16 protein-coding genes are annotated in these 23,107 nt (G+C 57.3%); all 16 read right to left on the reverse strand.

Translation table 11 applies throughout. The features are described from left to right. Positions 1 to 130: 130 nt before the first annotated feature. Positions 131 to 1,498, reverse strand: a complete 1,368-nt coding sequence (locus PspCFBP13508_RS10830) for a lysozyme inhibitor LprI family protein (protein WP_137214416.1) — start codon at positions 1,496 to 1,498, stop codon at positions 131 to 133. Between the two features lie 56 nt (positions 1,499 to 1,554). Beyond that, entirely contained in the window at positions 1,555 to 2,685 is a 1,131-nt protein-coding gene (locus PspCFBP13508_RS10835) for a hypothetical protein (protein WP_137214417.1), read from the reverse strand. 112 nt (positions 2,686 to 2,797) lie between these two features. Next, entirely contained in the window at positions 2,798 to 3,544 is a 747-nt protein-coding gene (locus PspCFBP13508_RS10840; protein WP_137214418.1) for a lysozyme inhibitor LprI family protein, read from the reverse strand. A gap of 400 nt (positions 3,545 to 3,944) precedes the next feature. After that, the gene (locus PspCFBP13508_RS10845; protein ID WP_137214419.1) at positions 3,945 to 4,688 is read right to left on the reverse strand and encodes a hypothetical protein; all 744 of its coding nucleotides are present in this window, start codon (positions 4,686 to 4,688) and stop codon (positions 3,945 to 3,947) included. Next, positions 4,688 to 7,159 (reverse strand): M23 family metallopeptidase, encoded by a 2,472-nt coding sequence (locus tag PspCFBP13508_RS10850; protein WP_137214420.1) that lies wholly within the window; start codon positions 7,157 to 7,159, stop codon positions 4,688 to 4,690. The genes PspCFBP13508_RS10845 and PspCFBP13508_RS10850 overlap by 1 nt, the downstream gene beginning before the upstream one ends. 40 nt (positions 7,160 to 7,199) lie before the next feature. Next, positions 7,200 to 9,236 (reverse strand): type VI secretion system tip protein VgrG, encoded by a 2,037-nt coding sequence (locus PspCFBP13508_RS10855; RefSeq protein WP_137214421.1) that lies wholly within the window; start codon positions 9,234 to 9,236, stop codon positions 7,200 to 7,202. A gap of 28 nt (positions 9,237 to 9,264) precedes the next feature. Beyond that, positions 9,265 to 10,266: a serine/threonine-protein kinase gene (locus PspCFBP13508_RS10860; protein ID WP_137214422.1), complete on the reverse strand. Its 1,002-nt coding sequence runs from the start codon at positions 10,264 to 10,266 to the stop codon at positions 9,265 to 9,267. Next, positions 10,263 to 10,991, reverse strand: a complete 729-nt coding sequence (locus PspCFBP13508_RS10865; RefSeq protein ID WP_137214423.1) for a PP2C family serine/threonine-protein phosphatase — start codon at positions 10,989 to 10,991, stop codon at positions 10,263 to 10,265. Before PspCFBP13508_RS10865 ends, PspCFBP13508_RS10860 begins: the two co-directional genes overlap by 4 nt. Beyond that, positions 10,991 to 14,530 (reverse strand): type VI secretion system membrane subunit TssM, encoded by a 3,540-nt coding sequence (gene tssM, locus PspCFBP13508_RS10870; protein WP_137214424.1) that lies wholly within the window; start codon positions 14,528 to 14,530, stop codon positions 10,991 to 10,993. Before tssM ends, PspCFBP13508_RS10865 begins: the two co-directional genes overlap by 1 nt. Positions 14,531 to 14,544: 14 nt before the next feature. Beyond that, positions 14,545 to 15,420: a type IVB secretion system protein IcmH/DotU gene (gene icmH / locus PspCFBP13508_RS10875; protein WP_016772511.1), complete on the reverse strand. Its 876-nt coding sequence runs from the start codon at positions 15,418 to 15,420 to the stop codon at positions 14,545 to 14,547. Positions 15,421 to 15,425: 5 nt separating this feature from the next. Beyond that, complete coding sequence (gene tssK, locus PspCFBP13508_RS10880) at positions 15,426 to 16,757, reverse strand: type VI secretion system baseplate subunit TssK (protein ID WP_016772510.1); 1,332 nt, start codon at positions 16,755 to 16,757, stop codon at positions 15,426 to 15,428. 2 nt (positions 16,758 to 16,759) lie between these two features. Further along, entirely contained in the window at positions 16,760 to 17,260 is a 501-nt protein-coding gene (tssJ, locus tag PspCFBP13508_RS10885) for a type VI secretion system lipoprotein TssJ (RefSeq protein ID WP_016772509.1), read from the reverse strand. A gap of 5 nt (positions 17,261 to 17,265) precedes the next feature. Further along, positions 17,266 to 18,462 (reverse strand): type VI secretion system-associated FHA domain protein TagH, encoded by a 1,197-nt coding sequence (gene tagH, locus PspCFBP13508_RS10890; protein WP_137214425.1) that lies wholly within the window; start codon positions 18,460 to 18,462, stop codon positions 17,266 to 17,268. Between the two features lie 18 nt (positions 18,463 to 18,480). Then, the gene (locus PspCFBP13508_RS10895) at positions 18,481 to 18,621 is read right to left on the reverse strand and encodes a hypothetical protein (protein ID WP_003229566.1); all 141 of its coding nucleotides are present in this window, start codon (positions 18,619 to 18,621) and stop codon (positions 18,481 to 18,483) included. A gap of 297 nt (positions 18,622 to 18,918) precedes the next feature. Further along, entirely contained in the window at positions 18,919 to 20,439 is a 1,521-nt protein-coding gene (locus PspCFBP13508_RS10905; RefSeq protein ID WP_122612770.1) for a sigma 54-interacting transcriptional regulator, read from the reverse strand. 10 nt (positions 20,440 to 20,449) lie between these two features. Then, positions 20,450 to 23,107 carry a type VI secretion system ATPase TssH gene (gene tssH, locus PspCFBP13508_RS10910; RefSeq protein ID WP_137214427.1) on the reverse strand — a complete coding sequence of 886 codons (2,658 nt, stop codon included), beginning with the start codon at positions 23,105 to 23,107 and terminating at the stop codon, positions 20,450 to 20,452.

Genomic DNA, 23,107 nt, shown 5'->3' on the forward strand with positions numbered 1-23,107 from the left:
AACGTTTAAGCGCCGCGGATTCTGGCTCAGCGCATATGAAAACGCGTTAGCCATGATGGCGGAACGCGTTTGATCACATCGCGGTGAAAAGGCGTCGGGCGCTGTAAACGCCCTTCTTCACTTAACCGCACTAAAAGCAGCTGCTGGCCACTATCGGTTCGGCCACTTCGGACTGAAGTCGCTTAATCGCATTGTTGCCCGAGTCGTTACCTTTCTCGGCGGCAAGCTGATAACAGGCCAAGGCGCGAGGAGTATCTTTCTTTCCTAGATCGCCGCTTTTCCAATAATCGCCTAACGAAACGAATGCATGCGTTGATCCCATGGTGGTAGCACGAATCAACTCTTTTTCAACGTCCAGCGGGCGCTGGCAGGGTCCTGAACCGGCCAATTCATTGCCAAAACAATAGAAGCCAGCCAACGACTCAGCACCGCTCGGCGAATCAACGGCTGCTGCTTTGAAAAGAGCCTCAACTTTGTCGTATTCCAATTGCGGGGCCATACCCGACAGACTCAGCCCGGCCGCAGCCGAACTAGATATAGGATCACCTGAAGCGGCCGCGCACAGGTAATTTTCCAAAGTCGCTTCAAAAAGTTCTCCTGTCAGTCGGTATTGCTCAAGGCCGCCCAAGCCAGCAAATCCTTGTCCGCGCTGCCAACAGAAATTCTCCGCGCGACTCATTTTCCGCGTACTGGCTGCAGAAAGCTCTTTTTCAGGAATCGACCAGTCCTCAACCCCATCAAGCGTCCAGCAGGACTTCCGCGAAAAGTTGAAAAACTTGATGTTGCTGTTACCGGCGCGTTTATCCACAACGTTAACGTGGCGGTCATCCACCTTCTCGATCTCTATTCCTTCCACTTTCCCATCGGGCACAGCCACCATTAAGGGAAACGCCATATCGCGTCCCACCTCCGCAGTAACGTAAGTCACAATCCGCCCAATATCCGACGTCCCCTTTAATACCAGCAGCTTCACGGCCTGCGCAGTTAGTCGCTTCTGCGATTCGGCATTAGCGGAGAATGCTGGAAGAAACTGTGCAAAGTCTTGCGTAGGGCACGAGCCACGTCCAATTGTCGGGCCACTTCCGGTATCGGACGCGATATTGTCCAAAAACACTGAACGGTCACGACTCATACTGGCGATGCAATTGTTCACCGCTGCCACATGCGCCGAAGAGCCCGGTTCCGTCTCCAACGCATCGACCTGGCAATCGGTATCGCGCAGTTTGATCCAGGCGCGCTGAGCCTTCTGGACCGTTGCCTTTTGGCTCGCCGCAAGAACTGGATCGGTTTGATACCCACCCTCGAGCCGAACCATCAGTTCTTGATAACTGGTATTCAACTGCTTATCTGCAGCAACCTTGGCACTCACAGAACATCTTTCCCTCTGAGAGTTCGTAGTGATATCGGCACATGCATCTTGAGCAAATGCTGCATGCGTGAGTAACGATGAAGAAGTTATCAGCACGTAAAAAGAAATACGCACCATGAGCTTAGCCATAGCAAGATCCCTACACATTAAAAAGCTGAATACTGCCTATTGAAATCATGCCCTACTTATTCGGGCGCAATAGCTATCTTAAGTATGTAATCTTCGAGATACACAACAGCTTCACGACCATTCAAATCAACAGGAGTAGGATTTTTAATAACGAATCGATCACTTGCACTAACAATTTTAATTAGTGTTTTATCCACTACACTGGCACGCCAAATCGTTTCATCACCATTCTTGAAATACAAAATAGGACGCGACTTGCTCCAAATCGGGCTGAAAATATTCCAACCCACCTCGGGTCTATCGACTGGTGCAATAGTCTCGTACCCAGGAGTGTTTGGATAATAAGCTTTCAGCTCTCCAAATACCTCATCACCCTGAAATAGCAAACCACTTTTGGCATTCTCGAAAGTGTTCGACCATTGCTGAAGTAGCAAACTGGTTTCCTGCGGTTGAGTGCCTGACCCAACTTTATAAGCCATACCTCTTAGCTGGTTTCTTGCTATTTTTTCGCGATAGTAAAAGGTGCCGCCCATAATTCCAGCGTATCGCTCCCCTTCTTCATTGTTTCCTAAGTTGAACGCCCCCTGAAATCCTATGTCCTTTGCTATCGTGTACGTGATTGGCTGCACAATCGGATGCCTATCATTGTATTCATACAAACTACCTCTATAGATAGAATTAGGAACATCGTAATGCCCCTCGAATGCTACAACGTGCAACATTCCAGATATTACTTCCGCTGAAATCAAGAAACGCTCAACGACATCTTTGCCATTCGGAAGGCCCGCCAGTTCAACAGTTTTCCAAGGACGACTGGATTGAGCATAAATTTTATCAGCGGGCAAAATTTTGACTTCATTTGAAGCACTGGCCCCAGGCAATGGTAACGGTGACAGAAATCCAATTTGCTCATTGTAAGCATCTTCTAGACACTCAACTGACTCACAGGTGTTGCGCACATTCTCTAGCCATTCACTTTCAAGCACTTGGAAAGTACGTTGTTTTTTTAGAGGCTTGAACACTTCACTTAGCTGCTCATCCAGCTTTGACAAAGAAGGCGTATTGCAGATCTTTTTTTCAACATCCGACGAGGCTTTACTGCAATCGAAACTTGCAGATTGTGCCAACGAACTAAATGCCACTAACGAGCAAAAAATAATTTTAATATGCAAAAGAGTTTTTCTCATGACCCTACCTTCAGAATTACTTTACCAACAGAATACTTGGTAATGCGCGCAAAGGAGCCTGGCGATTTTTTCTCGCTTCCATTCGATTTCACTCTAAGCTCTGACAGCTTGGCTATTTAGCCAAAGGCGCAACCGCGATCTGTCTGGCACGATCAATTGTTAACCGAATCAAACAGCTTTCCGAATACTCTCCAAATATTGCGCTATTGCATTCAAGATCTCTGTTTTTCATCCAGGCTCTTTGAACCTCACGAAAAACATCTCTTTTGTCTTGACTCAAACGACTCGCTTTATCTCGGTAGGCAGAATTGAGCAGAGCATCGGCGTCCGCAAGAACCAACTGATAAATCCCTCGATCTTTTTCAATCTTTACTTGAGGCAGGCTTTGCGGGATATCCGAATCCCAATTATTCAATCCATTATTATCCTCAACAGTTAGCAACACTGTTTTATTGTCATAATATCCATACTGATTTTTTGTTGCCCCACTTTTATAGACCAACTCTATATATACCGGATCGCTTGCTCGCTGAGGGTCATTAAGCAATGTCTGGCTCGTCACTTTCACATTGCCTTCGCCTTCATCTAACTGAATTCTGAAACAAGGGTTGGGGCCAGGCTGCGTAGCTGAGTTACTGGCCTTCATGCAAGTGGCCAGGCTAGAGCCGCTCGCCTCATCACTACTTGACTCAACATCTTGAATTCTAATCAACAGTTTTATGTCAGGAACTGCAGAATAATCGGCTTGCAGTATCTTCGCGGAGTAGAACGGCTCCGCTTGGGCCGCGCCGTTAAAAAACGTAAGAGTCGCGACACAAAAAGGCAGAACAATATTTTTAATCACAAGCATTAATTCCATTTAAAAAATTGTAAGAAAACCAATTCAACTACAAAAGACACAAGATAGATAAATTCTTGTACGGTCTCATCGTAATTTATAGCCACCCAATCTAAAGATCGTTATTCGTTCTCCGAAAATCACGAAATCAATCCGTCCAAAATTGTTGAAACCGGTAGCTACACTGTCCAGATAAAACAAAAAGCAAAACGCTCACCGTATTCAATCCTTGATTCGTTCAGTTCGTCAGGTTTTTCTAAGGAACACACGTGACAGATCTATTTGAACACCCTACTAATATCGAATCAACTGAACATAAAAATAAATCTGTTCCGTTAGCCATATGGAACAGATCCATTAAAATGCCACACCAAAATCAAAGCCGCTGAGCGCAACATCACAAATAAACCGGTCGCCTTTTCTATTTAAGAAACTGTATAGACTCCAAAACAGATTTCATGCCATCAAAGGACTCTTCACTCAAACTCAAAGAGCGAGGTTGGTTTTCTGCTGCCCCCACCAAGACATTTTCTCCCTGCACTATACAGAAACTAACTCTCGCAATATTTTTTCCTCCCCCCCCCTTAAACCCGAGAACAAATCCAGACCAACCAGCCCCTGACAGCTTCTGAAAAAAGTAACTATCAGGACGACCGGCATTTTTGTTTGGCACCCAACCGTTGTCCGTAAGAGTTGCGGGACATTTAAAACCATTGCTTTGTTTAACATCCTGTAGTTCCGGGCTATCCTCTTCTGAACCAACGCCACCGTTAGACTGAAAATCAAAATTCCCGATGCCGTCACACATCAACCCGAACCATTTTGACTTTAAATTATCATCTTTTTTAAAATTCCAATCATAACCTGCAGACATCTCGGCTTGTTCGAGATAGGGCCAATCTTTTTCTTTTGGAGGCGTCTCGGACTCCAGAAACACTACGTCTGGGGTATTAAACTTTACGTACTGGCTCGCTTTAAGATCAATAGAATAATTACAATTACCCTGATGTATTTCTACAACCGAAGCACCAGAAGCCAACGTAGAGTAACCTGGTTCATTTCCTAATTTTAGAGCCGCACTACTCGAATTCCCCTCGGAGGAAGCCGCCGACATTGAAATCAAACATGCAGCAAGGGATAGATAAAGCCTCATCATTTTTTTCACTAGTAAGGTCTCCGATAAACAAAATCTAATGGGGCGTCAGAAAATACCTCAGGCGAGGTTGGATATCTCAATGCATCCATTAAAATCATCTGAGCGTTCGCAAAAGCCATAAACCTCGCCTGCACCCCCCAAATTGAACTGAAATTAGATGAAGGAGATCCGAGATTGACTGTTGCTGCAACATTTCCAAATGCAGAGTTCTCATAATAGTGCTTGATCTGTGCATTGGTAGTCAGTGTTTTTAGCACACTGGCTGGGCTACCATAGTATCCATCGGCCTGTTTGGAGGCACCAGACCACGCCCAATAAGCACCTGCACTATTGGCAGCATCATATGAGCCTTTCACTGCATCACGCTTTGCAATTATGGCCTGCGGAATCCCGGTTGAAGCATCACTTAATGAGTTTGTTGGGTCAGTCATCAACTTCTTCCCATTTACAATGGGCCGATTATTATTTGCCATTGTAGTATGAGTAGCTAGAGTTTGTTTCACCTGAGGGCTAACAGCTTCGCCCTTGAACTCCCAATATTTTATGTAATTACTTGCATGCGTCAATTGAAGAAAACCTCTACCATCCCAAGGCTTATACCAATAAGGGCTTGCCTCATGAAACTTCTGGTACCATTGAGTTTCTTGAGTGGCGTTTCCAAAAAAACAAGCCAATCGGGCAGGAGTAACTACCAAAAACTTACGCAGTGCTTTATTCAAATCATTTCTGCGCGTTAAGGCTTCCGTACTTGAGCCATCAAGAATTATTCCAGCATTCGGCAGACTGATCGATTCCCACTGCCATGTTGAAGCCTTTCGTAGCGAGTTCATTGGCAATAGCTGGACTAGTTCGTTTCGGCTTAACCAGCTGCACTTTCGAAACATCGCGATAAATTCTTTAGGGGGAAAGTGCCAGTGTTTACTTTCGACACCTTCAATAGCTGCATCTTCCCAAAACCCCAAAGCCACCTGATGCCTTTTTAACTTGTCATAGCTCTCTTGAGGCATTGGGCCGTTTTCGGCGACCCTCTTTAGCCAATCATAGCGTGCGTCAAAATCGTTCTTACACCACTCACTTGGAAAAAAACATACCAAGCGCTTAATTCGGGATTGAGTATCAGCGGCTTCTAGTTTTTTCTTGCTAATATCTCTCTCAGAGACATAGCGCTCAGAGAGTTTCAGTTTCTCTTCTTCCGGCAGAGAGGTATATGCAGGAGATGTAGCTATACCTACAGCGTCGGTGTTATCCGAGACAACTTTCCCTACATCCAAAGCGAGCAACGCCCGAATGAATGGCGATTGGCAATGACTATCCTTATCTTTGTCGTCATTTACTAGCTGCCAACCTTGCCAGTGTGGAAAGTCAGCATCACTAAACTTTCCTACTGTGGGTGAGTTTAAGTTAACCCAAGCAGCACTGCTTTCTCCGCCATTTTTTCCAGGAAATTTTATTCTCCGCCAGTGAGCAGCTTCAACTGGCTGTAGTGGTTCCTCACCAATTACTCTGCCAAAGCGTAATAACTCAAAGCCAGCGCTTGGTGATTGAGGGTATAAGTCGCTGGCGGTTTTAAAAAGCGAATACTCGTACTCACTTTTTTCCTCGACAGTACCCAGCTCAAATCCTGAATGAGTAAAGCTCGTCAGCTTACATCCCCCTCTAGCGAAGCTCATCCTCACAAAAATGCCTTCTTGCAGCTGCGTTGCCAAAGCCCATTCATAGCCATCTACTGTATTTGATGTTGCAGGAGCGGGAGTTGTAGATCCCGCCTCTTCGATAGGGGCTGGACCCGAGGGCATAGCAGGGCAACGGTAAATAATTTGAGAGTTGTTAACTGCAGACAAAGGAATGGAAGGCTGACTTTCATACCCATAAACCTCAGGAGGTATAAAGAAATAAATATCCCCCCAACAGCTATCTTTTCTCCCATCACTAGTTTTGAAGTTCAGATCTCTCTCTTTACGCCCAACTATATTTTCGATCTTGCTATCGTCAGCAATTACTTCAAAGTGAATTCTGTCTTGTTTTCCGTAAATCTTACCTGCTTCACCAAGCACCTCTTTACGGTATATTTTTTTTCCTTTTGCGGGCGCGGCCAAGGTGATTTTAGATAAGTGCATATAAATCGAATAAAAAATTATTCTTCCTTTTTCTCCCTCGCCTATATCTGTTTCATGTTTGATGACAACACAGCCATCATCTGTCCATTGCTCACGATAACGAAGAGCATGGTCTGGGGCTGCTTCAGCCTCAGGAGTAGGTTGGCGGAAGTAAACTAGTGTTCCGTCGGAAATTGCACATGCTGGCAGAGCTTTTCCGTTTGCTTGCGGCGCGGTCAAATGAATGCCGCCATGCCAATTGAGATCAAAGCTCAACGGATAACCACCATCACCGGGAATACCACCAACCATGGCACGCGCAAGATAAGCATCGTCGGTTTCACCCGCCACCGGAGCAGGAAGAAAGGGAGGGCTAATGATCATTCAAAAAATTCCTTGTTCATATTGACGCTAGTCCGTCCGCTCAAAGCGAGAAAGGGTAATCAACTGTCGGCTTAACCTTCTCAGGCACCGCATTCCCCAACGCCTGATCCATCAAACTCCCCGCCTTATCCTTATCCGCCGCCCCCGGCAGCACCGGCGGTTTAATCCCGATGCCAGTCCCCGACCCAGCCGAGCCACCCGCATTGATCTTGATCACCGGCCCAACCACCGTAACCCCACCGCCATCAAGCTTGATAAAGCTCCCGCCACCCAATACGGTCAGCTCCGTCCCCGCCTCGATAACAATCTTGTCCCCAGCCTTGAGGTGTATCTCTTTCCCCACGCTGGTCAGTTGCGCAGTCCCCAACTTCACATGCTGGTTCTGCCCAATCGTCAGGTGATCATCCAGCTTCGCTTCAATCTTGCGGTCGGAAATCGTGGTGCGGTGTTCTTCGGCCTTCAGCTCGGTGTAGGTGTTCTTCACCACGGTGTCGTGACGTTCATTCCCGACCCGAATCTTCTGATCGTGCTCAACGTTTTCATCCCAATCGCGCTGGGCATGAATGTAGATCTGCTCCGCACCTTTCTTGTCTTCAATGCGCAGTTCGTTGTACCCACCACCCCCCGGTGAGCTGAGGGTTTTGAACACACTGCGCGTCTTGTTCGCCGGCAGTGCGTACGGCACCGGGTTTTCCTTGTGGTACAGGCAGCCGGTCACCAGCGGTTGGTCGGGGTCGCCTTCGAGGAAGGTGACGAGGACTTCCATGCCGATGCGCGGGATGCTGATGGCGCCGTAGCGGTCGCCGGCCCAGGAGCTGGATACGCGTAGCCAGCAGCTGGTTTTGTCGTCGGCCAGGCCTTCGCGGTCCCAGTGGAACTGGACTTTGATGCGGCCGTATTGGTCGCAGTGGATTTCTTCGCCTTTGGGGCCGGTGACCATGGCGGTCTGGCTGCCGAGCACGCGTGGTTTCGGGTGTTCGAGGGCCGGGCGGTAGAACACGTCCCACGGGGTGGCGAGGAAGGTGTTGCGGTAGCCCTGGTGGAAGTCGTCCTTGTTGTCGGTGGTGTCGCTGGTCACGCCTTCTTCGAGGACTTGCGGTTGTTTGCCTTCGTGGAAGATTTCGGTGAGCAGCCAGAGGTCGTTCCACTCGCTGCGCGGGTGGTCGGACATTTCCATGAAGTGGCCGCTGACCAGTTTGGTCTGGTCGCCGCGACCTTCGGCCTGGCGGTAGTCGGCGCGATGGCGTTCGAGGGCGCGCTGGCTGAGGAACTTGCCGCGCGCGCGGTCGATGAAGCGGCCGGGGTAGTCGTAATCTTCGAGATCCGGCTCAGTGCTGTCGCCGTCCGGTTTGTATGCGGCTTCCATTCGCAGGCGCGGTTTTTCGAAATCGTAGTCGCGGCGCGTGGTGCGCGTGGTGCGGGTTTCCAGACGCAGTTTGAAGGCTTTGATCACCGGCTCGTCGGCGACCATGCCGCTACCCTGCACATAAGCGGTGGGCTGCCCAAGGTTCTGGAACACGGTCTGGTCGTCGCCGAACACCAGCAGATGGGCCTTTTCGCTGTGCTGGAAGTGGTAGTGAATGCCTTCTTCTTCGCACAGACGCTGGACGAAATGCAGGTCGGTTTCGTCGTACTGCGCGCAGTAGTCGCGATCCGGGCACGGCTGGCTGAGCTGGAAGCTGTAGGCGTTGCTCTTGATGCCGTGCTCTTCGAGGATCAGCGCAATGATTTTCGGCGCCGACATCTGCTGGTAGATGCGCTGGTTGGTGCGGTGATGCAGGTATTGCAGTTGCGGCACGATCGAGACTTTGTAGCGGGTCAGGCGCTTGCCGGCATCGCCCTGGGCGACGCGGTAGATCTGCCCGTGAATGCCCGAGCCCTGTGGATCGAATGCCAGAAACGCCTGCTTGTGCAGCAGTTGTTCGAGGTCCAGATCGGGGTTTTCGCTGACCAGTTCGAGGTCGAAGCGATACGCCTGGCTGATGCCTTCGGTGCCGGTGAACGACAGCACTTGCAGGTCGCCGACGTAGTCTTCGACCTTGAGGCTGAAGTGGGTTTCGTTAGCTGAGTTGAACATCGTGTGCTCCCTGTTCGAATGTCATCCGTTACGCCCGAAGTCGCAGACGTTGCAGCCAGGACGAAGTGGCGCCCAAGGCGTCACGCAATTGTTGGGCAGTGATGGTGCGTTCTGCCGGGTTGAAGCTCAGCGCGGTTCGCAGCGCTTGCCAGCCGTGCTGGGGTAGGTTCGCTGGGGCGCGCAGCTCGCGCTCCAGGTGCTCGTCGCGGGCCTGGGTCGAGGGCAAGCGGCGAAACGGGTGTTTGCCGCCCGCCAGTTCATAGATCACACAGGCCACGCCGTACACGTCCGCGCTGGCCGACAACGGTTGGCCCTCAAGCAGTTCGGGGGCGGCGTAGCCCGGGGTCCAGGCATTGAAGCGCTCGCGGCTCAGGTGCGGCAGGCCGGGCAAGATGCCCTCCTCTGCCTGCCCCAGACCGAAGTCGAACAGGCGCAGGCCGTCTTCGCTGAGCATGACGTTGCTCGGTTTCAGATCACCGTGCAGCACGCCGCGACGGTGGGCGTAGGCCAGCGTGTCGAGCAGCGGCAGGACGATGTCACGCAATTCTTGCCACGGCAGGCCGAGGGGCCGCTCGCAGAGCAATTTGTCCAGGGTCAGGCCACGCATGTATTCCATGGTGATGAAGGCCCGCTGGCAGTCGGTGTCGACTTCAAAGGTGTGTGCACGCACGACGTTGTCGTGGCGCAGGCGTCGGGTCAGGGCGAACTCGCTGTAGAGCAAGGCACTGGCGTCCGGCGATTCGGCAAATTCTTCGCTGAGGATTTTCAGCGCAATGTAAGGATCGGGATCGCCGAACTGTTCGTGCAGCAGATCCCGCGCCCGGTAAACGGCGCCCATGCCACCGGCCCCGAGCAGACGCTCGAGGTGGTAGCGACCGGCGAGTACATCCGGCAGCGCACCGATGCTGGCCTTGGTCGGCGCCAGCAACGGTTCGGCCTTGTTGCCCTTGGCGAAGGCGAAGTAGGTCAGGTTGCTGGCCTGCTCTTCGCTGATCAGCAGGTCATCGATGGGCGATTCGAGTTCACTCATTGGCGGATCACCACGGCAGTCAGGTTGTCCCGCGCGGCGCCCCGCAGAGCGCCGTCGAACAAACGTTCCAGCGCGACATGCGGCGCGCTGAGGCTGAGGGCGTTGCCGAGGGCATCGCTGCTCAGGCCCTGATACAAACCATCGCTGCAGAGCAAGAACACATCGCCCGGATAGACCTCGAGTTCCAGCACATCCAGGGTCAGTTGTTCGGCGGCGCCGACGGCTCGGGTCAAGGCTTGAGCCGCCGGGTGTGCTGCCGCTTGTTCGACGCTCATTTGCTGTTCGTCGATCAATTGCTGTTGCAGCGAATGGTCCTTGGACAGCTGATACAACCGCTGCCCGCGCCACATGTAGCAACGACTGTCGCCGGCCCAGATGCAGGCCGCGCGATTGCCTTCCACCAGCAGCGCGACGACGGTGCTGCCCATGATGCTGTCGTGACGCCCGGCGGTGACGGTCAACTCCTGCCCCAAACGCCGGTTCAGCCAGTGCAGGCACTGGCGGATGGCTTTGAGGCGTTCGTCGAAGTCCTCGTGTTGCGGCAACTCAGCCAGGCTGGCGACGATCAACTGGCTGGCGATGTCGCCACCCTGATGACCGCCCATGCCGTCCGCGACCACCCACAGCCCGTGCTGCGGCGAGTCGAGGAAGGCATCTTCGTTGCGCGCCCGCACCTTGCCCGGGTCGGTACGCGCCGCGCTGCGCCAGGGACTGGCCACCAGCATCAGAGCTGCACCGGCATACGGAAGGTACGCAGGACGCCCATATCGAACGGGTTCGGCGTGCGCTGGCTGGTCAGCAGGTAGTTGGCGCGCAGACCGCCTACGTCCGCCTTCAGCACCAGCACGTCGCGACCGTTCAGGTACTCGGTCTGCATCAGGTCGAACAGACGGAACAGCGACCATGGGCCGGAGTTTTTCTCGATCCCGATAGGACGCCCGGCCATTTTGTCCATGACCAGACTGGTGCGACCGTCTTCAGCATCGGTCGGCCACTTGAAGGTCATTGGCAGGATCGGGCCGTGACGGTATTCCATGGTCTTGTCGCCGAACTTGAATTCGGAGCGGCTGACCGCCGGATCGAGGGTGTACGGCTCGAGCTTGAACTGCACGGTCGGCTCGGCCGGGTTGATCGAGAAGAAGCTCTGGCGAATGGTCTGCGCCGCGGCCATCTGATCGAGGTAGACCTTCGATACCGGCAGGCTGTGGCCGTCGACGCTGCGCATGCGGTAGTTGCCCGGATCGCCGCTGACGAACGGACGCATGTAGCTGTCGAAGAAGCGGTCGACGGTACCTTGAGCACGGAAGAACTCGCGGAAGTCGCTGATCGCCACGTCGCTGGTGCTGCTGGCGCTGAACGGATAGCGCTTGCTGATGGTTTTGCCGTACACGCTGTACAGCTCGTTCTGATAACGGCCGTTCAGGTATTGATAGGCATCGTTGAGCACCAGACGCCACGAGTCTTCGGCCAGCACGTTGAACCACACGCTCAGCGGACGCGGCAGACGACCGGAGGCATTGCGCAGGTTGGTCAGCGCATCACGCTGGCCGCTCATGCGCGTCTTGGCCATCTCGAACGCGGCTTGCTCCGGCGTGCTGGAACGGGCCAGACCGGCCAGTTGCAGTTGCAGGTCGTTGAGCGCGCTGAACGCTGGCGTCAGGTCAGCGCCCGGGCCGTTGTTGTCATCGAGCAGACGATGCAGCGGTTCGAAGCGGCGTTGCAGGGATTTCTTCGCGGTGTCCGGCAGATTCTTCGCCACGTTCAGCGCCGAAGCCTTGTCGGCGGCAGCCGCAGCGAGTTTGCCGACCTTGCCCAGTTTGCCTTTCTGTCCGGCCAGCGCATCGGCGGCTTCGCCGGCTTCATCGACCGGATCAGCCGCGGCTTCGAAGCGAGTGTTTTCACGCACTTCGGTGAGCAATGCGAGGACCGGCGAGTTGGCCGAAGTCAGGCCCGCCAGTTGCTCGGCGCCTTCGCCAGCGTCGCTGATTGGCGGCAATGCGACCTGGCCAACGGCTTCGCTCCAGTAGTTGGCGTAGTCGCGGAAGTACAGCTGCTCGAGTTCGACCATCAGGCGACGCAAGTCCATGTCGCTGATGCCTGCGCCTTCGCCCAGCACCCAGTTGTCACGCAGGATATCGGTGACCAGCGCCGCGCCCTGCACCGAGAAATACTGCTGATAACCCTGCTGGGTGTAGAAACCCGGGATCACATATTCAGTGCCGATGAACAACGAGCCTTGCGGGCCGAGGTGTTGGCTGAAGCGATAGTCCGGCAGGTTGCGCGCCTGCTCGCGGAGCATGCGGTAAACCACGTTGGCCAACGATTCGCTGCGCAGGACCTGACGCGCCTGCGTGACCAGTTGATCGTTCAGCGGATAAATGAACGGCTGCTTGAGCAAGCGCTCGAGGTGCGTGTTCAGACCGTTCTGCACCGCGGTGTTGCCGGTGTAGCGCTGCGACCAGTCAGTGGCGACCCAGTCCTTGAGCCACGCCGCGTCGCGACGATCCTTCATGTTCAGCATCAGGTACGCACGCAGGCTGTTGAGCAGGCGATCGCGATCCTTCATGTTGGCGCGGATCTGCCCTTCGAGCATGGTCGCCACCCGTGGCAGCAACTGCGCTTCCAGCTCACGCTCGTAGGCGGTTTTCACCACCGGGTTGATCTCTTCGCCCTGATACAGGCCGCCACGCTCGTGGTACGACACGTCGCCCTTGCTCGGGAACACCTGGGTCGCGGCGTAGCTGGTGTCGAGGACTTTCAGCACGCCCATGGCGTCATCGCGCGGCGTCACGGCCGAGCGTTGCTGGGTCCAGTTCTGCGCCAGCGTGCGCAGGTTTTCCAGACGCTCGTAGTTGGCCGAGAAACCACCGGCCCAGAGCATGCCGAACAGTGCCAGTGCCGCCAGAGCGCCGACGTACAGCGCACGCTGGCCCCAATGAATGCGGCTGCGCTCGCGCTTGTCCAGACCGGCCAGATCGGCCTCGGGGAAAATCACTTGGCTGAGCAAGTGGTGGATGAACCGCGAACGGCCGCTGCGCAGAGTTGGCAGCACGCCGGCGTTCATGCCCAGGCTGGCGCCGATGCCGGCGGTGGTCGAATCCATTTCCTGGGTCAGGTGTGGCGCGCTGGTCAGGTAGAAACCGCGCAGTTGCGTGGCGCGCTGATAACGGTTGCCGGTGAACGCCATGTCGACGAACAGGCATAGACGCTCGCCGATCTGCCCCAACTGATGCGGGAAGTCGAGGATGCGGCCACGGCGCTGAGTGTCGCGCTCGGAGTGCATGCGCATGATCACTTGGCTGTTCAGGCGGCGCAGCAGCTCTTCGAACTCGTTGCGCAGGACCGTGACGTCGGTGCCGACCTGATCCTTGCGGAAACTGGTGCCGAGCACCTGATCACTTTCTTCGCGGGTCAGTTGATCGAAGAACTCGTCGAAGCCGAGCAGCTTGTCAGCCTTGCTCAGGACCAGATACACCGGCACATCGACGTGGAGTTTCTGATGCACGTCCTGCAAACGGCTGCGCACCTGGCGCGCGAGGGTCTCGATGTCCTGCTCGTTGCCGCCGGTGAGGGTTTCCACCGGAATGGTCACCAGCACGCCGTTCAACGGACGGCCGCGACGACGCTTGCGCAGCAGTTCCAGCAGGGTGGTCCAGGCGTTGCCGTCGACTTCGGCGTCCGGTTGAGTGGTGTAGCGCCCGGCGGTGTCGATCAGGACACCGTGATCGGCGAAATACCAGTCGCAATGACGGGTGCCGAGGGTGTCGCGGGTCAGCTTGCGGTCGATCTTGTTGATCGGAAATTCCAGACCGGAAAAATCCAGCAGGCTGGTTTTGCCCGAGGCCTGCGGACCGATCAGCAGGTACCACGGCAAGTCACTGCGCCAGCGCTCGCTGCGACCGCGATACAGGCTCGAGGTCTTCAGGGTTTTCAGCGCGTCCTTGAAACGCGCCTTCAACTCTTTCTGTTCTTCGTCGATCAGCTCTTCGCGGCGAATGCGGTCCTGACCGTCCTCGCTTTCCTCCTCGGCTTTCTTGCGGATACCCGCGCGCCAGCTGACGAAGACCATGGTCAGGCCCCAGATCAGGAACAGCACGCTGATGGTCAGCAGGCGCGAGGTCGCGCTTTCCCAGAACTTGTAATCATCGACCGCCAACAACGGGCCGACGAACCACACCAGCAGCGCCACGAACAGCACCAGCAGCAGAGTCCAGACCCAGGTCTGGCGCAAGAAGGCGCCGACTTTCTTGAAAAACTTTTTCATCACACGTCCCTGTTTTACGGCTGCGCCTGCGGTTGCACCGCGGCTGGATCAAGCGGCTGATAAGGATGCAGAACGGTGTCGCGTTGTTCGCTCAGGACCCAGGCGAAGCCCGAATACATCACCACCAGGCAGACCAGAGTAAAGAGCACCACCATCCACGCCGGCACGATGCGCACCAGGTTGCGGCGCTGATCGTTGAGACCTTCCCAGTGCGGCGACAACTCGCGCGGCACGTCGCCACGCAACTGACGGATCTGCCGGTACAAGGCGTCGCGGATGCCTTCAAGCTCAAGCATGCCGCGTGCCTGTACGCGGTACTTGCCCTCGAAACCAAGGGACAGGCACAGGTACATCAGTTCGAGCATCGGCAGGTGCTTGACCGGGTTTTTCGACAGCCGATCGAGCAGCTGGAAAAACTTCTCGCCGCCGAAGGTTTCGTTGTGGAAGCTGCTCAGCAGGCTCATCTGCGACCACTCGCTTTCGTTGCCCCACGGCGTGGTCACGACGGCTTCGTCGACCACGGTGCAGAGCACGTAACGCGCGGCCATCACCTGGCTGCTTTCGGCGCCGTTGTGCAGGGCGCGCACTTCAAACAATTTCAGCCCGGCGGTCAGCCGCTCATTTAGCGCGTACAGGTCTTCGCGGGTCTCGCTGTGCTTGAGACGCACCACTTCCGAGAGCAGGTCGGACGAGGCCGCGACCAACGAATTGAGGCTGATGTTGAAGGCCTCTGCCGGACGCAGGCGCGCGGCGTAGATCATGCGTTCTTCCAGTTGCTCGAAACGCGGCGGCGCGGCGAAGTCGGTCAGCGGACTCGATGCCGGTCCGTGGCCCTGACGGTCGAGCAGGACGGTTTTGTCGTCCTGGTTGTAATCCGTTTCCTTGATCATGTCGGTCAGTTCCTGATGGCCCAGAATTTCAGTTCAAGCTCGGCGAATTCGCCGGACACGTGGAACGCGAAACCGCCGGAGCGCTCGAGTTGTGCCAGGTCTTCGGAACTGAGTTCGAGGATGAAATAGGTTTTGTTCGAGTGGAACGCGATTTGCCGTGGGGCCACCGGCAACGGTTTGACCTTGATCCCCGGCAAGTGCAGGTTGACCAGTTGGCGGATGCGCTCCACCGGGCCGACCTTGAGGTGCTGCGGCAAACGCTGACGCAGTTCTTCGGAGTCGCAGTTGGCACTGGCTGCCAGCACGAACGAGGCCGAGCCGAGCAGTTTGTGATCGTGCAACGGCGAGACGATGATGCCGTACTGACGCGCCTGCAGGATCAGTTCGATGGCGTGCTGTTCGAGCACCATCGACAGCACCTGACGGATCGCTTCCATCAGTTTGCGGAAGCTTGCGCCCTGATCGGCGTGGGAATAGCGGCTGTCCAGACGCGGGCGTTTGCTCTCGCCGGAGAAGGTCGCCAGATCGCCGAGCATGGTCAGCAGCGTGCGGTACAACTCTTCCGGGTGCACTTGTTCCAGACCGAGGTAATGGCGCAGCAGCAGTTCGGTACGGTTGATCAGTTGCAGCATCATGAAGTCGCCGACTTCAGCGCCGCCGACCTTGCCGTTGGAGCGAATCCGCTCGGCGATGGTGTCGCCACGGTGGCTGAGCATGCTGATGACTTCTTTCAGGCACGACAGCAGGTAGCTGGAGGCGTGGGCCTGAATGTAGGTCGGGACGAAATCCGGGTCGAGGCTGATCACGCCGTCGGGCGTGGTGTCGAGCACGTCGCAGATTTTCAGCTTCACGTAGGCCTGATCGCTCTGCTGCTCGCCGAGCAACAGTTTGAAGTCCGGGCGACCGCAGCTGACCTGACTGGCGGAATCATCGCCGGCGTTGGAGTCGGCAACTTCCGCGTCATACGCGGTGTAGCGTGCGAGCACGTCGGATTGCTCCGGGCGCCGGGCCTCGATGTGGTTGCCGGTGACCAGCGGCAGCGCCAGATAGATCGGCGTGTTGCCGGTGTTCGGCGGCACGTCCAGCGCCAGCGGCTCGGTGTTGCCACCGAGCTCGAACAGGCTGCCGTCCGGCAGAATCCCCGAGGCTTCACTGATCACCAGTTTGCCCATGTTGAGGAACTGCAAGTCGATTTCCAGATTGAGAAAACCCCAGGTGTAGCCACCGAGCAATTGCGTGCGGGTTTTCATCTGGTGATCGTAGTAACGATCGTTGTGCTGGAAGTGCTGCGGCCGCAGCAACATGCCTTCCTGCCAAATGACTTTATGGGTGTTCATGATCAGTCATCCGCCTTGGCGAGCACTTGTTGGGTATTGCGGATACCGGCCTGATCGAGTGTCAGATCAGCCTCGGTGAGTTCCAGCGGAGTGATCTGCACGGTGTGCCGCCACTGCGTATCCGGCAGGTCGCGATAGGCAGCAAGGATGCCCACGTAACGGCTGCCCTCCTCCACGCTGAGTTTCAGTTCCACGGTTTCACCCGGGCGCAGTTCGAGTTCTTCGCTGGCCACCAGATCCGGGTTGAGGGATTCCTTGGCGCGTTCGTAGAGGCTGAAGAAATCAGCGTTCTCGAAGGTCACCGGGTGCTTGAGTTCGAACAGACGCACGACGATCGGCGACGGCCGACCATTGAGGTCCGGGTTGAGCTGATCGCTGCCGGTCAGCTTGAGGTTGATCTTGGTCACTTTCGAGTATGGCGACAGCGACGAGCAACCGGCGAGCAGCACCAGCACGGTGAGCGCAGTCAGCGTCTTGAAAAAAGCGGTCGAGCGGCGAGACATGCGCATCATCCTTGGTGGTCGGTGTGGAGGGTGGAGATCAGACGAATCTGTTCTTCGTAAGCCTGAGCAAAGTCGCGGGCCAGCAGACGCTCGCTCCAGTCATCGTCCTGACGCAGTGCCTGGTGGTAGCGGCCGAATGCTCTCCAGCGCCCGCCCGACGTGGCGATCAATGGCTTGCTGTCACGCTCGAAACGCAGGGTCAGCTGCTCCGGCGAGAAGTGCTCCAGCGTGCCACGCACAGCAGCGCGACTGGCGGTCAGCAGTGCCACTTGATGCGCCTGCAGGTCGCGGAATGCGCGGGAGATCGCTTGCTCGGCGGGCAGATGGCCAGGCTTGCTTGGCTGCAACAGAATCTGCAGTGCTTCGCTCGGATCGACGGCGAATTTCAGCGGGTTCTTGTTGGTGCCTTGCACGGTGGTCTGGGCCAGACGCAATTCGTTTTTCAGCTCGGAGCGGGTACGCAGGCTTTGCTGCAAACCGCCGATGCTCTGGCGCAGCAGGCGCGCAGTGTTGAGCGCCAACGCTTCGCGTTCGTCGTGGCTGAGGCCTTTGACGTCGACGCCGAGCGCCGCGCCGAAGTGCTCCCAGAAACCTTCGCTCTGACGCTCGACGGCTTTCGGTGCAGGCGCCGGCTCAGGTTCGACCGGGGCGGCAATCAGCTCCGGGACCATCAGGCTTTCCATGTCGATGCGCGCGTAGTCGGCACGCTGACGAGAATCTTCCGGCTTGGCGGTGGGCGACAGCAGTTCGTCGATTTCCGAGTACACGCGCTCTTGCTGTTCGAGGGCGTTGAGCGGGTCGAGGTCAAGAAACGCGTCGTCCGGAATGATGCTGCCAGCGGCGCGCGGACGGCCGACTTCGCCGTCGAAGGTCGCCGGGTCACGGACCAGCCGCGCACGGATCTCGAAGTCGCCGAGAATGTAGGTGCTGCCGTGCTCGATGCGCACCGGCTCGCCCTTGTGCAGGCGTGCGCCACTGCTGCCGTCCTGGACACCGTTGCTGCTGGTGTCGGTAAGGAAGAACGAGCCCTCGCGGTAGCTGACAATCGCGTGATGATTGGACAGGTGCCGCTTGCGGTCAGGGATGATCCAGTCGCAGTCCTCGCCGCGCCCGATCACGCCGCCGGCCTGTTTGAAGGTCCGCTGGCACAGCTCGGTGGGCACGAACTGCTTGGTGTTCAGCATTTCGAAAACCAATTCCATGTTTGATGCTCCTTGCGGTCACTTGCCGCGATTGACCGCTTGCGGATCACCCAACGGGCGATAGTCGTTGTCGTTGAATTTGTAATTGCCGCTACAGCCGCCAAGGCCGCATAGAACGACGAGGGTCAGCAGGACAGCGTGCCAGTGACGAACAGACATCAGAGGGTCTCCAGGTGTAGACAAAGCACAAAGCGCCGACCCTTGCGGGCGGCGCTGAAATAAGTTTTTGAGGTGGGCTCGAAGGCTCTAGATCGGCGCCTTGAGCCATAGCCTGGAGGTACGGCGACCTCCTGTGGCGAGGGGACTTGTCCCCGTTGGAGTGCGCAGCGCCCCCAACACCTGCCAGCGCGGTCTCTCAGTGAAACCGTATGGACCGGACTGCGACTGCTGTGCAGCCGGACGGGGATAAATCCCCTCGCCACAGGGTATGTGTTGGGTTCGAAGAAGTGCTGTAGCTCAACCATCAAAGTCACCCAAATTGATATTCAGGCGCCCGAGGCGGTACAGCAGCGTGCGCCGTGGCAGGCCCAGTTCGCGGGCGGCGAGGGTCTGGTTGCCGTCGTTCTTGCGCAGGCAATCGAGGAGCAAAGTGCGCTCGACCTGTTCCAGCCGTTCGCGCAGATTCAGGCCGCTGTTGTCTTCCGGCATCGCTTCCAGGCGCAGGGAAAAATGCTCGGCGAGCAACTCGCCGCCCTCGCAGAGCAACACCGCGCGCTCGACCAGTGCCTTGAGTTCGCGAACGTTGCCGGGGAAGTTGTAGCCGCACAGATGCTCCAGCGCCGAATCCGACCAGCGCACCGGATCACGCTGCAAAAACGTGCAGGTCTTCTCGGCGAAATGCCGGGCCAGATCGAGGATGTCGCCTTCGCGCTGACGCAGGGCCGGCAGCTCGATCGGGAACTGCGCGAGGCGGTAGTACAAGTCCTCGCGGAACTTGCCTTCGCTGACCAACGCCGCCAGATCACGGTGCGTCGCGGCGATGATGCGCACGTCGATCTTGTGCGTGTCGTTGGAACCCAGCGGACGGATCTCGCCTTCCTGCAACACGCGCAGAATCTTCGCTTGCAGCGACAACGGCATGTCGCCGATTTCATCGAGCAGCAGCGTGCCGCCATTGGCCGCGTCGAACAGCCCTGCGCGATCTCGATCGGCGCCGGTGAAGGCGCCCTTGCGATAGCCGAACAGTTCGCTTTCCAGCAGGTTTTCCGGGAACGCCGCGCAGTTCTGCACGATGAAGGCCTGGGAACGACGCGGGCCGCAATCGTGAATCGCCCGCGCCACTACTTCCTTGCCGGTGCCGGTCTCGCCACGCAACAGCACGGTGTACGGGCTGTGGAGGATCTTGCTGATCAGCGAGTAGGTCTGGCGCATCGCCGCGCTTTTGCCGATCAGGCCGTAGCCGCTGATGCTCGGCACGCTGCGAGTGGCGGTGGCCGATTCGGCGGCTGGCTGACGCAGGCGTTGCAGCAGATGCAGTTGGCCGAGCACGAACGAGCCGAGCTGGCCGAGGGAGTCGGCGAAACCTTGCAAGTCGGTGCGACGACGACTGGCACACAGCAGCAAGCCCTCAACCGACTTGTGCTGATTGACCAGCGGCACGCACAACAGCGACTGCCACGGCGTGCTCGCCGCTGGCAGAAAACTGGTTTCGTGCAGGCTGCCGGTCAGGTCGTCGAGACACACCACGCGGTTCTGGCACAGGGCGAATTGCAGCAGTTGTTCACCGTTGTAATCCGCCGGCAGGCTCGCCGCCTGACGCGGTTGCAGCGCGCCGTCGAGGCACTCGGCATTCATCCCCAGGCAGGTGTGGGTGGCGTCGAGCAGGTACAGCTGCGTCAGTTCGCAGCCGCTCAGCTCGGCCAGACCACGGACGAATTCACCCAGCAGCGCAGCACTGTCCGCCGCCCGCGACAGACTGGCGAACTGCGCCAGCAACGCTTCGGCATAGACCAGTGGCTGCGGCACTTGAGTGAACATCACGCCCACCTCAGACGAACTCGCAGGTCACGCTGGAGTTGCCGTCGAGCGTGGCATGCACACGCTTGAGGCTTTCGCCGGTCGCCATCGCATCGAGCAGACGATCAGCCACCAACGGCAGCACGTGTTGATCGAGCAGATGATCGATCAGGCGCGCACCGCTTTCGCTTTGCGTGCAACGCTCGGACAGGTGATCGACGAGGTTCTGGCACCAGCTGAAGTCCAGCTGACGACGGTTCAGGCGCTCGCCGAGACGGCCGAGTTTGATCTCGATCAGCTCGCGCAGCACCGGGCCGCCCACCGGGTAGTACGGCACCACTTTCATCCGCGCCAGCAGCGCCGGCTTGAAGTGTTTGCTGAGTACCGGGCGAATGGTTTCTTCGAGCACTTCGGCGGTCGGCCGCGCGCCGTCTTCGCAGAGTTCGCTGATCTTGTCGCTGCCAAGGTTCGAGGTCATCAGGATCAACGTATTGCGGAAGTCGATCTCGCGACCTTCGCCGTCGTTGGCCACGCCTTTGTCGAAGATTTGGTAGAACAGGTTGAGCACGTCCGGGTCAGCCTTCTCGACTTCATCGAGCAACACCACCGAATACGGCTTCTGACGCACGGCTTCAGTGAGCATGCCGCCCTCGCCGTAACCGACATAGCCCGGTGGCGCACCGATCAGACGCGAGACGGTGTGCTTTTCCTGGAACTCGGACATGTTGATGGTGGTGATGAAGCGGTCGCCGCCGTACAGCAGGTCAGCCAGGGCCAGCGCGGTTTCGGTCTTGCCGACGCCGCTCGGGCCGACCAGCAGGAACACACCGACCGGTGCATCAGGCTTGTTCAGACCGGCAGCGGTGGCGCGCATCGAGCGATCCAGCGCGTGCACGGCTTGTTCCTGACCACGGATGCGTGTGCGCAGATCGGTGGCGAAACTGGCGACCTTGGCGTTGTGCTCGCGGGCCAGTTGCGCCAGCGGCACACCGGTCCAGGCGCTGATCACTTCGGCGACCAGACGCGGGCAGACTTCGAAGCTGACCAGACGCTCTTTGACTTGGGCGGCGGTCAGGGCGCTGTGGGTTTCGTTGAGCTGAGCTTCCAGCGCTTCGACGCTCTGGCCTTCTTCAACTTCGGCGACCACGGTTTCAATCACGGTGCCTTCGGCGTCTTCTTCCACGCTGACGGTCGGCTCGACAGCTGCAGCCTCGCGGGCCTTGGCCAGTTGCTGACGCAGTTCCAGCAGACGCTCGGCCAGTGCTTTTTGCTCAGTCCACAAGGTCTCGAGCGCAACCATCTCGCTTTCGGCTTCGTCCAGACGCGCTTCCAGTGCTTCCAGCGCTTCGTGGTCGATCAGCAGACCGGCCTCGGCATCGCGGCGCAGGGCCTGACGCTGACGGCCACCTTCAGCCAGTTCGCCACGCAGGCGCTCGAGGCTTTCCGGGGCCGCAGCGAGGCTGATGCGCACGCGAGCGCACGCAGTGTCGAGGACGTCGACAGCTTTGTCCGGCAGTTGCCGACCGGCCAGGTAACGCGCGGACAATTCAGCAGCGGACACCACCGCGTCATCGCGCAGATAGATGCCGTGGCTCTTCTCGTAGACCTGAGCCAGACCACGCAGAATGGTCACTGCTTCGCTGACAGTCGGTTCGTGCAATTGCACAGGCTGGAAACGACGGGCCAGCGCCGGGTCTTTCTCGAAGTATTTCTTGTACTCGGCCCAGGTGGTCGCGGCGATGGTGCGCAGTTCGCCACGGGCCAGCGCCGGTTTCAGCAGGTTGGCCGCGTCGGAACCGCCGGCATTACCGCCCGCGCCGATCAGCGTGTGGGCTTCGTCGATGAACAGAATGATCGGTTTCGGCGACGCTTTGACCTCGTCGATCACGCCTTTCAAACGACGCTCGAATTCACCTTTGACGCTGGCGCCGGCCTGCAACAGGCCCATGTCCAGCGACAGCAGTTCAACGCCTTTGAGCACTTGCGGCACTTCACCGGCAGCGATGCGCGAGGCCAGACCTTCAACGATCGCGGTTTTACCGACACCGGCCTCACCGACGACGATCGGGTTGTTCTTGCGGCGACGGGCGAGGATGTCGACCATCTGCCGGATCGCGCCATCGCGGCACAGCACTGGGTCGAGTTTGCCGTCGCGGGCCTGCTGGGTCAGGTTGTGGGTGAAGCGCTGCAACAGCGATTCGCCCTGTGCGGCCGGTTTGCCGTTGGCCGCCGGTTGCTCCTGTTGCGACAGGGCAAATTCCTTCAGGCGATCAATATTCAGTTTGGCGAGCAGCGGTTGATAGCGGCTGCCGGCATAACGCATCGGGTTGCGCAGCAACGCCAGGATCAGCGCGGCGTCTTCGACCTGGGTCTGGCCCAGCTCGAGGTTGGCCACCAGCAGCGCGTCTTGCAGCCATTGCACCAGTTCCGGAGCGAATACCGGGTTGCGCGAGGCGCTGTGTTCGACCCGCGATTGCAGTGCAGCGGTCAGTTCACCGGCGTCGACGTCAGCATCCTGCAACGCGCGCGACAGCAAGCCGTTCGGACGCTCGAGCAAGCCCAGCAGCAAATCTTCGACAAGAATCTTGCTGCCGCCACGGGCGACGCAACGCTCGGCCGAACGCTCCAGATCACGACGGGTTTCGGCGTCCAGCGCCTGGATGAGTTGTTGCAGGTCTACGTTGATCAT

The sequence above is a fragment of the Pseudomonas sp. CFBP13508 genome (genome assembly GCF_005233515.1).
Classification (GTDB): domain Bacteria; phylum Pseudomonadota; class Gammaproteobacteria; order Pseudomonadales; family Pseudomonadaceae; genus Aquipseudomonas; species Aquipseudomonas mercuritolerans.

Excerpts from the sequence above, each read along its gene's own strand:
- tssM (WP_137214424.1), bottom strand. The coding sequence starts at position 14,530 with ATGAAAAAGTTTTTCAAGAAAGTCGGCGCCTTCTTGCGCCAGACCTGG.
- tssK (WP_016772510.1), bottom strand. The coding sequence starts at position 16,757 with ATGAACACCCATAAAGTCATTTGGCAGGAAGGCATGTTGCTGCGGCCG.
- PspCFBP13508_RS10905 (WP_122612770.1), bottom strand. The coding sequence starts at position 20,439 with ATGTTCACTCAAGTGCCGCAGCCACTGGTCTATGCCGAAGCGTTGCTG.
- PspCFBP13508_RS10830 (WP_137214416.1), bottom strand. The coding sequence starts at position 1,498 with ATGGCTAAGCTCATGGTGCGTATTTCTTTTTACGTGCTGATAACTTCT.
- PspCFBP13508_RS10895 (WP_003229566.1), bottom strand. The coding sequence starts at position 18,621 with ATGTCTGTTCGTCACTGGCACGCTGTCCTGCTGACCCTCGTCGTTCTA.
- PspCFBP13508_RS10850 (WP_137214420.1), bottom strand. The coding sequence starts at position 7,159 with ATGATCATTAGCCCTCCCTTTCTTCCTGCTCCGGTGGCGGGTGAAACC.
- tssJ (WP_016772509.1), bottom strand. The coding sequence starts at position 17,260 with ATGTCTCGCCGCTCGACCGCTTTTTTCAAGACGCTGACTGCGCTCACC.
- tagH (WP_137214425.1), bottom strand. The coding sequence starts at position 18,462 with ATGGAATTGGTTTTCGAAATGCTGAACACCAAGCAGTTCGTGCCCACC.
- tssH (WP_137214427.1), bottom strand. The coding sequence starts at position 23,107 with ATGATCAACGTAGACCTGCAACAACTCATCCAGGCGCTGGACGCCGAA.
- PspCFBP13508_RS10865 (WP_137214423.1), bottom strand. The coding sequence starts at position 10,991 with ATGCTGGTGGCCAGTCCCTGGCGCAGCGCGGCGCGTACCGACCCGGGC.
- PspCFBP13508_RS10840 (WP_137214418.1), bottom strand. The coding sequence starts at position 3,544 with ATGGAATTAATGCTTGTGATTAAAAATATTGTTCTGCCTTTTTGTGTC.
- PspCFBP13508_RS10860 (WP_137214422.1), bottom strand. The coding sequence starts at position 10,266 with ATGAGTGAACTCGAATCGCCCATCGATGACCTGCTGATCAGCGAAGAG.
- PspCFBP13508_RS10835 (WP_137214417.1), bottom strand. The coding sequence starts at position 2,685 with ATGAGAAAAACTCTTTTGCATATTAAAATTATTTTTTGCTCGTTAGTG.
- icmH (WP_016772511.1), bottom strand. The coding sequence starts at position 15,420 with ATGATCAAGGAAACGGATTACAACCAGGACGACAAAACCGTCCTGCTC.
- PspCFBP13508_RS10855 (WP_137214421.1), bottom strand. The coding sequence starts at position 9,236 with ATGTTCAACTCAGCTAACGAAACCCACTTCAGCCTCAAGGTCGAAGAC.